The 13,138-nt window shown below is 62.2% G+C and carries 7 protein-coding genes; all 7 read left to right on the top strand.

Features of this window, described 5'->3' with window-relative positions; translation table 11 throughout:
* The first annotated feature begins 22 nt into the window (after positions 1 to 22).
* The 7 genes from H7B90_RS05645 to H7B90_RS32515 all read left to right on the top strand — a co-directional run bounded on the left by H7B90_RS05645 (position 23) and on the right by H7B90_RS32515 (position 13,083).
* Entirely contained in the window at positions 23 to 793 is a 771-nt protein-coding gene (locus H7B90_RS05645) for a DeoR/GlpR family DNA-binding transcription regulator (RefSeq protein ID WP_185134881.1), read from the top strand.
* A 31-nt stretch (positions 794 to 824) separates the two neighbouring features.
* Entirely contained in the window at positions 825 to 3,158 is a 2,334-nt protein-coding gene (locus H7B90_RS05640; RefSeq protein ID WP_185134880.1) for a helix-turn-helix domain-containing protein, read from the top strand.
* A gap of 371 nt (positions 3,159 to 3,529) precedes the next feature.
* A complete protein-coding gene (locus H7B90_RS05635) occupies positions 3,530 to 4,441 on the top strand; it encodes an ABC transporter permease (protein ID WP_185134879.1) in 912 nt (303 codons plus the stop codon).
* A gap of 22 nt (positions 4,442 to 4,463) precedes the next feature.
* Positions 4,464 to 5,393: a carbohydrate ABC transporter permease gene (locus H7B90_RS05630; protein ID WP_185134878.1), complete on the top strand. Its 930-nt coding sequence runs from the start codon at positions 4,464 to 4,466 to the stop codon at positions 5,391 to 5,393.
* 73 nt (positions 5,394 to 5,466) lie between these two features.
* Positions 5,467 to 7,062 (top strand): extracellular solute-binding protein, encoded by a 1,596-nt coding sequence (locus tag H7B90_RS05625; protein ID WP_246578843.1) that lies wholly within the window; start codon positions 5,467 to 5,469, stop codon positions 7,060 to 7,062.
* A 549-nt stretch (positions 7,063 to 7,611) separates the two neighbouring features.
* Positions 7,612 to 8,664 carry a DUF4432 family protein gene (locus tag H7B90_RS05620; protein ID WP_185134877.1) on the top strand — a complete coding sequence of 351 codons (1,053 nt, stop codon included), beginning with the start codon at positions 7,612 to 7,614 and terminating at the stop codon, positions 8,662 to 8,664.
* 243 nt (positions 8,665 to 8,907) lie between these two features.
* Positions 8,908 to 13,083, top strand: coding sequence for a fibronectin type III domain-containing protein (locus tag H7B90_RS32515; protein WP_260410780.1), 4,176 nt, complete (start codon positions 8,908 to 8,910; stop codon positions 13,081 to 13,083).
* Positions 13,084 to 13,138: the final 55 nt, after the last annotated feature.

Here is a 13,138-nt window from a genome sequence, read left to right as displayed (position 1 = left end):
GACAAGCGGGAGGCCGCAAGGCATGAAGCAGGAAGCTCCACTGATATTGAACGCCAGACAACGACAGATGCTGGACCTCATCTCCCGACAGGGCGAAGCGAGAATCGCCGACCTGCGGGAAGCGTTCCAGGTGACGGAGATGACCATTCGGCGCGACCTGGAGAAGCTGGAGGAGGCGGGCTCCGTCCGTCGCACGTTCGGCGGCGCGATCTTCGTCGGGCAGGACGTGGCGCTGAAGGAGCGAACCGGCTTATCGATGGAAGAAAAGGCGAGAATCGGCCGCAAAGCCGCCTCGATGATCCGGCCCGGGGAATCGGTATTCCTCGACGGAGGCACGACGACGCTTCAGGTCGCGCGCTTCCTGCCGGCCGGGATGAAGGCGACCGTCGTCACCAACGCCTTGAACGTCGCCGCCGAGCTGGCCGCCAAGCAGATTCCGACGATCATGACGGGCGGCACGCTGCTCGAGGCGACGCATTCCCTCGTCGGGCCGATCGCCGTCCAGTCGCTGTCCGGCATGGCGTTCGACCGCGCGTTCCTCGGGGCGACCGGGGTCAACGCGGAGCACGGCTTCAGCAACTCCAACCTGTACGAGGCCGAGATCAAGCAGCTCGCCATCCGCCAAGCCGCCGAGGCCGCGATCGTGCTCGACCACAGCAAATTCGGCGCCAAGGTGCTTGTGTCCTTCGCCCCGCTGTCGGGCGTGAGCCGGCTCGTGACGGATAAGCTGCCGGACGACGCGCTGCTGCAAGCATGCAAGGAGTCGAACGTGCAGGTCGACGTCGCCGATTGACATCCAAGCCCGACAGGAGGTTCGACCTTGCATGCGCCAACCGTTCTCGATGGGGCTTCGGCCGATCGCGGAGCTGAGCCGGTTCGTTCCGAGACGGACGTACCTTCGCATATTCCTCGGCATCAGCCTTCTTTTCGCGCTCGTCTCCGTTCCGATCGTCTATCTGATGACGAACCAGTTCTCCCGCTACGCCATGGAGCAGATCGACAAGGTGAACCGGACGGAGATCGAGCATTCGCGGGACAACGCCAAGTTTATCTTCGACAAAATGATCGCCTACGGCTTCAATATGTACTCGGACAGCAGCATTCAAGCCTGGCTGACGGCCGAGTCCGAATCGCGGACGGCGGAAGTGGAAGCGCTTGCGGCCGCGGCCAAGTACAAGACGACCGAGCCGTTCCTGTATAACGCGTATTTGCTGAACATGCGAACCGAGCACGCCATCGACCTGAAGTACGGAATCTCTTCGTTCGAGAGCTTCGCGGACCCGGAGATTCTGGCGTTGGCGAAGGCTCCGCGAAGCGCCTACCAGCGACTCTTCGTTCACCGGACGAACGGGGAGCGGCGCCTCGCGATCATGATTCCGACGGTGCCTTCCGGCCAGCCGTCGTTCGGCTATCTGGTGCTTCTGCTGGACGACGAGGTCATGAAGCAGTACTTGTTGAAGGGCGGCGACGGCAACGCCGCCGGGTTCAAGTCGTTCATTCTCGACGAGAAGGGCGAAGTCATGCTCGGCTCCGCCGGTGCCGATGCGGCCGAGCCGAACGCCGAACCGAACGCCGAACCGAACGCCGAGCTATACGCCGAGCTGGCCGCCAAGGCGTCGGAAGCGGGCTCGGGGAACTTCACGGAACGCTACGGGGGCCAGTCCTGGGCGGTTCGGTACGAGCTGATCGAGCCTCAGGGCTGGAAGCTGTACCAGATGGCCGAGCTGAAGGGGATCCGCGCCGACTTCCTCGTCTTCCGCACGCGAATGATCGCGATCCTGTCGGGCATGATCCTGCTCCTGATCGCCATCCTCTTCTGGAATTCCCGGCGCGCCTTCCGGCCGTTCTCGCAGCTCGCGAACCAGCTGGAGCAGAAGCTGGGTCCGAGTCTTGCGAGCAGGTCCGGCGACGGGCCGCTCGAAGAGATTCGGGTTATCCGGCAAGGAATCGAGCTGCTGGAGGACCGGATGGTCCGTCTCGATTCGTCGATGCGGGAGCACCGGAACGTGATCAAGTCGGAATATCTTCGGCAGTGGATTCTGCAGGGCAAGCTGATCGCGCCGGTCGAGCCGTATCTTCGGGAGCAGTCCGACTTGTTCGGCGGCGAGTCCTTGTATCTGTGCGTCATGCGGATCAACGGCTACAGCGCGTTCAAGGAGAAGTACGGGTTCGCCTCTCGCAAGCTGATGAAGTACGCGATGGGCAACATCGCGGAGGAGATCGTCCGCCGAAGCGGCTTCGCGGAAGCGGTCGACCTGGGCAGCGATCACCTGGTCCTGCTGGTCTCGGGGGCGTCGATCTCTCCGGACAGCCTGACGGCTTCTCTCGAAGAAGCCAAGGAGCAGATCGCCCAGTGGATGCAGGTTCGGGTCGCGGTCTCCTTCGGCGGGCCGGTCGCGTTCGGCGACGACCTTCGCGCGGCGTACCAGCACGTCCACGAGCTGACGATGCTTCGGTTCGTGTCCGGGGAGGACAAGATCTTCCGGGAACGGGACTTCGAGAACTACATGCGCACCGTTCAGCCGCTGCACGACGACCGTCTGCTGGACGAGCTGATCCGCAGCGTCCGGGCGGGCCAGCGGGAGGAGATCGCCGCCGGGCTGGACCGGATCTTCGCGGACATGCAGGCGATGCACTATGCGCAGAGCAAGTTCCAGCTGTCGCTGATGCTTTATACGCTTTTCAAAACGTTCAACAAACTCCCGTCCGTCGAATCGGTCGAAGGCATCGAGAACCTGCTGGAATCGTTCGACACGCTGGCCGGCGTCCGCGGGTGGCTGGAGCGGGAGCTGCTCGGCATCCTCGACGACTTGAGCAACAAGAAGGGCTCGAGCCGCCGGGACGAGGTCGCGGCCGAGATCGTCGAATACGTGAAGAACCATCTGCACGACCCGATGCTGACGATCGAGGAGATCGCCGAGCACGTGTCGCTGTCGACCCGGCACGCGCGCCAGCTGTTCAAGGAAGCGCTCGACGTGACGCTGGCGGATTACATTCTGCAGGAGAGAATCGCCAAGGTGAAGGAGCTGCTGGCGACGACCGACTGGACGGTGACGGACATCGGGGAGAGGGCCGGCTTCCAGACGAAGAGCCACTTCTTCACGGTGTTCAAGAAGGCGACGGGGCTAACGCCCAGCCAGTACCGGGATCAAGCATAGAGAAGAGGGGCTGCCTCGCGGGAGGCGGCCCCTTCGCGTTGCATGCCTCATCTCGTTGTACGCCCCTTCGCGATGCATGTTCTTTCTCGTTGCACGCCCCCTCGCATTGCACGCTCCTTCGCAGCGCCGCGATCGGTCGGAGCTCCGCGATAGCTGGAACTGCGCCCCGGCAAGGCCCCGATCCCCCTCCCGAACCCCCGATCTCCGCGACGCGAACCCGGCTTCCGGATTCAGAACCTTCGGGAATCTCGCGATATCGCGGGATATCCGGCCGAATCTCCCGGATGAGAACTATACAGACCGTTCGAACGAACCGTAAGCTTGGGTCATAGCAAACCGAATATCGCACCGGGAGAGGAGACGTTGCGCAAGTGGCAATAGCCAGAGAGATCGCCAAAAACAAATATTTATACCTGCTGGCCGTACCCGGACTGCTGTTCCTGCTCGTGTTCGCTTACGTGCCCATGGCCGGGCATCTGATCGCGTTCAAGAAGTACCGGCTGTCGGACGGGCTGTGGGGGAGCAAGTGGGTCGGCTTCGACAACTTCAAGTTTTTCTTCATGAGCAGCGACTGGTACACGGTCACGTTCAACACGATTTTCCTGAACGGACTGTTCATCGTCTGCGGGCTCGGAATCGCGCTGATTCTCGCGATCTTCCTGAACGAGATCGCCAGCCGCCTCTATAAGAAAATCGCGCAATCCTTCATCTTCATGCCCTACTTCATCTCGTGGCTCGTCGTCAGCATGATGGTGTTCGCCTTCTTGAACACGACCGACGGCATCCTGAACCGGACGCTCGCCGCCAACGGGCTGGAGCCGCGCAACTGGTACCTGATGCCCGGCATCTGGCCAGCCGTCCTGACGATCGTCTACGTCTGGAAGTTCGCGGGCTACTACTCGATCATCTTCCTCGCGGCGATCGCCGGCATCTCCGGCGAATATTACGAGAGCGCGAGGATCGACGGAGCGACCCGATTCCAGCAGATCGTCCATATAACGATCCCGCTTATCCGCAACGTGCTCATCGTCCTGGCGCTGCTCGGGGTCGGCCGGATCTTCTACGGGGACTTCGGCATGATCTACGGCATCGTCGGCGACACGGCGCCGCTCTATCCGACGACCGACGTCATCGACACGTATTCGTACCGGGCGCTGCGGCAGCTCGGCGACTTCAGCAAGTCGTCCGCCGTCATACTCTATCAATCGGTCATGGGACTCGTCACGATCGTGATCTTCAACGCCGTCGCCAAGAAGATCGATCCGGATTCCAGCCTATTCTGACAAAAGGAGGACGACACGCCTCATGGAAAACTCCATTCCCCGGGTCCGAACGGCCCGCGCGGTCAAGGTCCGCACCGACCGTTCCTTCACCGAGAAGACGTTCGTAGTCTTCCTGTACGCCTTCACCGGCTTGTTCGCGCTCGCCTGCTTCGTGCCGTTCTGGCTCGTCCTGATCAATTCGTTCGCGGACGAGTCGGCGATCAAGCGGCACGGCTACCAGCTCTTGCCGAAGGACTTCTCCTTGTCCGCCTATCAATTCGTCATGCACGGCAAGCAGGTGGCGAGCAGCTACTTCGTCTCCACGACCGTGACCGTCGCCGGAACCGTGCTGGCCGTCCTCGTGACGTCGATGTACGCCTACGTCCTCGCCCACCCGAAGGTGAAGTACCGCAGCGCGCTGTCGTTCCTGACTTATTTCACGATGATTTTCGGAGCGGGGCTCGTCGGCTTCTATATTCTGATCGCGAATTGGCTGCATCTGAAGGACACGCTCTGGGCGCTTATTCTTCCGTACCTGCTGAACCCGTTCTTCGCCTTTATCATGGTGTCCTTCTTCCGCACGCTTCCTTACGAGATCAACGAAGCCGCGACGGTCGACGGGGCGAACGACCTGAAGATCTTCTTCCGGATCATTCTCCCGATCTCGAAGCCGGTCATCGCGACGGTGGGGCTGTTCTACGCGCTTCAGTATTGGAACGATTTTTTCCTGGCGCTTATGTTCATCGACGATTACAAGCTTCACCCGCTGCAGATGATGATCCGCCAGCTCATCTCGAACATCAATATCAGCGCCTACGTGGGAGGAAGCCAGACGGTGTACAACCAGCCGCTGCCGACGTACGGGGTCCAGCTTGCGACCGTGTGCCTGACCATCGGCCCGATCGTCTTCCTGTACCCGTTCATTCAGAAATATTTCGTCAAGGGGATTACGATCGGCGCGCTGAAGGGGTAGTCTTGACTCGGAGACATCCGGTTGAGAATAGAAGCAATCGAGAGTAGAACAACGACACTGGGAGGTCACTGCAATGAGAATGGGAAAAAGTGTGGCGACGATGGCGGCCGCTTCTCTGGTCCTGGCCGCGCTCGCCGGATGCAGCTCCAAATCGAACGACTCGGGAGGCTCGTCCCCGGGTGCCTCCGGCACCGGCAACGCTTCACCGTCCGCGACGGCTCCTGCGTCGGATTCCGGGTCCGGGTCCGCCAAGCTCGATCCGGTCACGCTGAAGATCGTGCTGCCCGGCGACCGGCCGGCCGACATGGACGCCGTCATCAAGGAAGCGGAGAAGCGCATGGCCGACACGATCAACGTCAAGCTCGACGTCGTGTTCGTGCCATGGTCCGATCTCGCCCAGAAGACGCAGGTCATGCTCGCGTCCGGCGAAGACGTGGACCTCATCTTCGACGCGCCGTGGCTGCACATCCAGCAGATGATCAGCGCGGGCTACTTCGAGCCGCTGGAGGATTTGCTCGCGAAGTACGGGCAGGACGCGGTGAAGGTTCGCTCGCAGCAGATGTTCGACGCCAACAAGTTCCAAGGCAAGATCTACGCGCTGCCGATGGGCAACACGCATCTGGCCGGACGCACGTACCTCGTTCGCAAAGACCTGCGCGAGAAGTACGGGCTGCCTCCGATTCGCACGTACGACGAATTGATCCAATTCGCTTATAAGGTGAAGGAGAACGAGAAGGACGTCATCCCGCTGCTCGCCTACGGCCAAGGCAGCTCGACGGACGTCTCGTGGGGAGCGTTCCGCGCGTTCATGGAATACGATCCGCAGATTCTGCGGTCGGACGCGCTCGGCCAGAGCCTCGTGCTGTACTACAAGAACAACGACGGCAAGGTGTACAACCTGTTCGACGAGATGGAGCCGCGCGTCTGGTCGTGGATCCAGGATGCCCGCAAGCTGTATACGGACGGCCTTATTCATCCCGACATTCTGGCGCTTAAGGACATCGACTCGGTCATCCAATCGGGCAAGGTCGCCGTCGCCGTGCACAACGAATTCGGCGTGCCGTCCAGCATGGCCGCGGCTATCGCCGCCAACGCTCCGGGAGCGGAGCTCGAGCCGGTCACCTTCGTCAAGATGGAGAAGGGCGCCAACATCACGAACTTCCAGCAGGCGAACTTCCTGGCGATCCCGAAGGTCAGCAAGCACAAGGAGCGCGCCATGATGTTCCTGAACTGGACGGCGCAGAAGGACAACTACGACCTGCTCGCCTACGGCATCGAAGGCAAGAACTTCGAGAAGATCGGCGACGACCAGTACAAGCAGCTCGACGCGAACTATCCTCCGTTCGGCTACGCCTGGGTGTGGAACCCGACGCTGGACCGGCTTAACGCCGGCTTCGACGAAGAGACGATCGCGCACTACAAGTTCAACAAGGACGCGTCCAACCTGACGCCGAGCGTTCTGACCGGCTTCTCGTTCGACCCGACTCCCGTCATGAACGAGATCACCTTGTACAACACGACCGCGGACAAGTATTACAACGCCCTGTTCGACGGCGTCGTCGATCCGGACTCGACGTGGGCGAAGTTCAAGAAGGAAGCCGAAGGCAACGCCAAGAAGATCCAGATCGAGCTCCAGAGGCAGATCGACGAATTCCTGGCGAACAAATAAGCCGAGACGATTCCGACGCGCCGCTCTTCCATTCCAGACGGGTATTTCGGCCGCTTCCGCACCGAGTGCCCGTCTTTCTTTTCTGTGGATGATTTGCGTGATTTTTCATCCAACATTTAGGTGAATCGCGTTGATAAATCCTAATTTATATGATTTTTCATACAACCTTCATGCAAGACGCCTTCCTGAAGCAGATTTTGTACGATTTTTCGTACACCGTTTAAGTATGGCGCCTTCTTGAAGCAGATTTTGTATGTTTTTTCGTACAACATTCGAGCAAGGCGCCTTTCTGAAACAGATTTTGTATGATTTTTCATTCACCACCTCAAGTAAGGCGCCTTTCTCAAGGCAGAATCGAGTTGGAATCCAGATTTATCCAGGATGAGTTCCGATAGTGTTTGGGTCATCCACAGTTTTATTTGCCTGAGCGGAGGCGGAAGGCATCAACATGGGCGGCCGAAGGGTGTGACAGGGGGAGGGCGGATGCACGGACGAGAGAGCGCTGAGGACCTTCGGCTGACGAGGGCTACAAGCGAGGAGGATGAGAGGATGAGCTGCGCGAACGCGGCGGAAGCGGTGAAGGTCGAGGTCGAAGGCATCGAGGCGGTTCGGCTGGAGAACGAATGGCTGCGGGCGGTCGTGCTCGTCGGCAAGGGGACGGACGTGTGGGAGCTGACGTACAAGCCGCTAGCCGCCGACCTGCTCCTGAAGACGAAGAGCGGACTCGCGCCGCTGCGGGGAAGGGACCTGCGGACCGACCGGTTGACGCACTACGCGGAAGCGTATCCCGGCGGCTGGCAGGACATCGTTCCGAACCGGGCGCGGTTCGGCGGCCGGGAGGTCGACCGGCTGCGGGAAGGCGAGTCGGCCGGGATCCCGTGGGAGTACGAGATTCGGAGCGAGGGGGCGGACGCGACGTTGGTCTGCCGGGCGAGCTTGCCGTTCGCCCCTCTCGCGATCGAGAAGACGTTCCGGCTCGCCGCCGGGGAGCCCGAGCTGGTCGTGACGGAAGAGGTGACGAACGTCGGAGGGGAGGACATTCTTTTTATCTGGACCCACCATCCGGCTTTCGCCAGCCCGCTTGTCGGCGAGAGCGCCCGGGTGATTTTGCCGGAAGGAAGCCGGGTGTTCAACGTATGGCGGTACGAAGAGGAGAAGCTTGAGGGGGGCGAGTCTCGCGGCGCACTTGAGGCTCTGGAGAAGTTCGAAGAAGAGCCGGGCGAGGTGCGGCTTGCCGGCGGCGGACGCAAAGATCTGCGCAAGGTAGAGCCGCCGTCGCCGAACGGAGGGGATTGCTACGCGCCTCTGTTCGGATTCCGCGAAGGGGAAGCGGGCATCCGCAATCCGGCGCTCGGGCTGCAACTGAAGCTGAGCTGGGACCGCGAGACGTTCCCGTGCCTGCGCTATTGGTCCCGGAACGACGAGGACCTCTACACCGTCGCGCTGGAGCCGTCCACGTCCCGGTTCTCGGACATCGACGACGCCATCCGGTGCGGGGACTGCTTGCGGCTCGGCCCGGGGGAACGCCGCCCGGCCTGGATCCGGGTGCGGGTCGAGCCGGATCTCGGGAACATCGGGGAAGCGGCGCCAAGAGAGGCATGAGATTGCGCACATGGGCGACATATCGGATGGAGGCGCAATGAGATCCATCCGATTACGCACATAGGCGGAATATCGGATGAGAAGCACCAGAGCGCCGGAGCCGGAGCGGCAGAGAGGAGGTGATGCCGGCAGGGGAGGCCGATAAGCAGCGGATTTGGCATCGACGAGCATTAAGGGAGGGTGTTTCGGTCGCATTTTTGCAAGCGCTTACAGGATTTTAATCCAATTACGGAGGTCGGATCAATGAGGAAAAGAAGAGTCGCGGGTTGGCTGCTGGCGATGACGCTGCTGGCGGGATACGTGCCGGGCGGTCAAGCGTCCGCGGAAGATGAGGCCGGCGCAGAGTCGTCGACGGTCAACCAGCCGGCAGAGGTTGGAGGCGGCGCAGAGCCGTCGACGGTCAACCAGCCGGCAGAGGATGGAGGCGGCGCAGAGCCGTCGACGGTCAACCAGCCGGCAGAGGATGGAGGCGGCGCAGAGCCGTCGACGGTCAACCAGCCGGCAGAGGATGGAGGCGGCGCAGAGCCGTCGACGGTCAACCAGCCGGCAGAGGATGGAGGCGGCGTAGAGCCGTCGACGGTCAATCAGCCGGCAGAGAATGAGGCTGGTACGCAGGCGATGGTCAACTGGCTGGCGGCGGACATGGACGCGCGCTTCGACGGAGGTGCGAGTCCGTTCGTCCTGTCGAACGCGTCGTCCGGAGGCAGCCAGCAGATCGTGCAGGTGAACGGGAACAACGCGCTCGAGCTGCGGGACGCTTCGAACGGCTCGAACGTATCCAGCTATTTTTACTATCGCACCAATACGGGGAACCTGAAAAATCGCATCAACGAAATCTACAGCAAGCCCGTCGGCAGTCCCGCGGTCGAGTTCGTGCTCGAGTACAAGCTCCGCCGCAGCGCCGCGAGCGACAAGCCGGTCGCCAAGGACATCTACGCGCAAATCCAGTTCGGCAACTTCGACAACAACCTCGTTCCTCGTTTCCCGGTGGCGGCGACGACGATCGCCGGAACGGCGGCCTATCTGAACGCGGCGCCGGATACGCTTCAGGCGGTGAACGACGCCGACATCTCCGCCTACCGGTTCGCGATCGTGCCGAACGGCGGGCAGCGCGTCATCTCCACCTTCGAGCTGGGCTTCTCCGTCCGCGTCGACACCGGCGGCACGGACGAAGCGTACGTCGTCGACGATCTCGCCGTCTACGAAGTGGGGACGGTGCAGGACGACGAGGCTCCGACGGCGCCCGCCAACCTGACGGTTGCGGGCAAGACGGATACGAGCGTAAGCCTGAGCTGGACGGCTTCGACGGACAACGTCGGCGTCGCCGGCTATGACGTCTACCGGGACGGCGTCTTGGCCGCCTCCGCGAGCGGGACGTCGACGAGCGCGGAGGCGACGGGCCTCTCGCCGAACACGGCCTACCAGTTCGTCGTGAAGGCGAAGGACGCGGCGGGCAACGCCTCCCCCGCGAGCAACGCCGTCTCCGCGACGACGAACCCGTCGGCGAGCGGGCTGCCGGAGCCGTTCGGGGACCGGGACGTCGGCGCCGTCGGCATCGCGGGGAGCGCGAGCTACGACGCGGTCACGGGAACGTTCGCCGTCCGGGGCTCCGGCGCCGACATCTGGGGAACCGAGGACGCGTTCCGCTTCGTCTACCGACCCTGGACGGGCTACGGGCAGATCGTGGCGCGCGTCGCCGGCGTGCAGAACGCCGCCGAATGGACGAAGGCGGGCCTTATGATCCGCGCCGACATGACGAAGCAGTCGCCGTACGCGTTCATGGCGCTGACGCCCGGGCACGGATCGATCTACCAATCGCGTCTCCAGCCGGGCGGGGCTTCGACCCTGACGAACGGCTCGTCGACGGCGGCGCCCTATTGGGTGAAGCTCGTCCGCGACGAGAGCGGGATCAGCGCCTTCGATTCCAGCGACGGAACGAACTGGATGCCGATCAAGCGGGAGACGATCGCCCTTCCGGAGACGGTCTACTTCGGGCTGGCGGTGACGAGCCATACGAACTCGAGGCTGGCGGAAGCGACGTTCGACCATGTAACCATTAGCGAAGCCCCGCCGATCGAGAGCTCGTACGCTCCGTTCCCGGGGACGATCGAGAGCCGGAAGCAGTGGCTGTGGGACAAGACGAAGACGATGCAGGAGGAGAGCGGCCCGATCAACATCGCCCAATACGTCGCCCAGATCCTCGACGGCCAGAATACGGCGGGCAATCTGCGGAAGCTGGACGCGATGTTCCAGACGTACGACTGGGAGCAGTACAAGACGGTGGCCAAAATGTACGCGTACCTGATGGTCGGCGACCGGTTCGACGCCGCCATGATGGACCACGTGCGGTCGTACTTCGCGTCGTACGCTTACGCCGCCCTCCCGCAGACGGAGAACCTGCGGATGAGCAATTATACGGCCGGATACCTGGTCGGCCAATACTTCCCCGATCTCGCCGACCTGAACGGCAATTCCGGAGCGGCGCTCAAAAGCCTCAACAAAGCGAACATCGAAGCGATGATCGATGCCGGGGTGCATAAGGGCTGGGCCGAATACGAGAGCCCGGAATACACGTTCATGACCTACTTCTGCCTGAACGCCCTCTACCAGTATTCGGACGAAGCGGATTTAAGGCAGAAGGCGAAGATGGCGATGGACGTCATGTGGTTCGAATGGGCGAACGACTGGATCGACGGCTATTCCATCTCGTCCATCAGCCGGGCCAAAGGCGATTCGGTATCGGCGAACGACCCGTCCTGGCGCGGCAGCGACCATACCTCCCTCGCCTGGGCTTACTTCGGGGGCCATCGCGCCCAGCAGGCAGTCGGCGAGTCCGACAGCTCGGCTCCTTCGATGTACCGCCCGTTCCTCGAATATTTGGGCTTCGTCCTCTACGACGGCATGAATTACGAACCGCCGGAGATGGCGATCCGCATCGGGCAGAAGACGGACAAGGACTATACGTCGCGCAAGACGAACCTGCAAAACTCGAGCGGCCGCGCCATGAGCATCTACCGGCAAGCATACGTGAAGCCGACGTGGGGGCTGGCGACGGAAGTGCAGTATAACAGGGTCGACAACTGGATCGAGGATCTTCCCGTCGTGCTGCGCTGGCATTCCGATGCGCCGAACCCGCTGTTCCGCCTGTCCACCGACCAGGGCACCGCCCCGATCGGCAATTACGACCAGCCGGCGACGCACCGGATTCTGCAGAACGGCAAGACGGCGATCGGCGTCTTCAAGCTCGAGAACAGCCCGACGACGAACTTCGTCAACGCCTTGTTCCCGGACACGGGGTCGATCGTCGCCCGCGACGAGCAAGGGGGATGGGTGCTGTGCGATGCCGGCACGATGTACTTCGCGTTCAAGATGGTCAAGCCGTACTCCTGGTATTACCAGACGTCGACCGATCCGGCCAACAAGGTGAAGACGACGGCCCAGCTTCACCCGACGGCGCAGCTGCTGTACAGCTACAACATTCTCCGCAGCCAGGCCGACAAGAACGGCTGGGTGCTGGAGACCGCCGACGCCTCCGAGTACGAGAGCTTCGCCGCGTTCAAGAACGCGGTTCTCGCGAACGCGACGGTCGACGCCAGCCATATCGACGAGACGAACCCGCGTCTGATCTACCGCGGCTTAAACGGGGATACGCTGGACATCACCTTCGATTCCGCCGCGGCCGCCTACAACAACACGCATCGGATCAACGGAACGCCGATCGGCTACGCGTCGTTCAAGCTGTTCGACACGCCTTGGCTGACGCAGGACCGGAATTCGAATACGTTCACGGCATCCGAGGGCGGAGAGACGCTCACGTACGACTTCGCGAACTGGACGGTAACCGTGGGAACGGGTCCGGCGGAAGAGCCCTTGTTCGCGGACGACTTCTCGGGAGGACTCGGGAACTGGGACACGTTCGGCAGCGCGGCCTGGCAGACGCAAGGCAGCGGAGCGGCCGCCGCTCTGACGGGGACGACGACGCAGACGTTCCCGCAGCGGGCGGTCGTCAAGCCGGCTCGGCTCCCGTACGCCGCGCAGGATTACAGCCTCGAATATACGGCGCGGGGAGACCGCTTCCGGACGATGTTCCGGTATTCTTCCGGGACGAGCTATTACTTCCTGGAATTCAAGAACACCAGCGTCGTCGAGCTCTGGAAGTACGCCGGGTCGTCCACTCCCGTACAGGTCGGAGCCGCCGTCGATATCGCCGGCGCCCTGCCCGGCTTCTCCCTAACGGATGACCATGCCTACAAGTTGAACGTCGACGGGAACGCCTTCGCGCTGTCGGTCGACGGGACGCCGGTCGCCTCCTTCGCCGATTCCGACCTGACGTCGGGAGGCGTCGGCTTCGCGCTCAAGAGCGTCGGCCCGGCCGTCTCGCTGACGGTAGACGGGGTGACGGTCAGCCCGATCGGGTAACCGGCACCCGAACGATGCGACTTTTCCCGGGGAATATCGTCCTTCGCTCCGGTTT

Source organism: Cohnella xylanilytica (genome assembly GCF_014212175.1).
Lineage (GTDB): Bacteria > Bacillota > Bacilli > Paenibacillales > Paenibacillaceae > Cohnella > Cohnella xylanilytica.
This window is presented reverse-complemented; position numbering and strand designations above follow the sequence as displayed.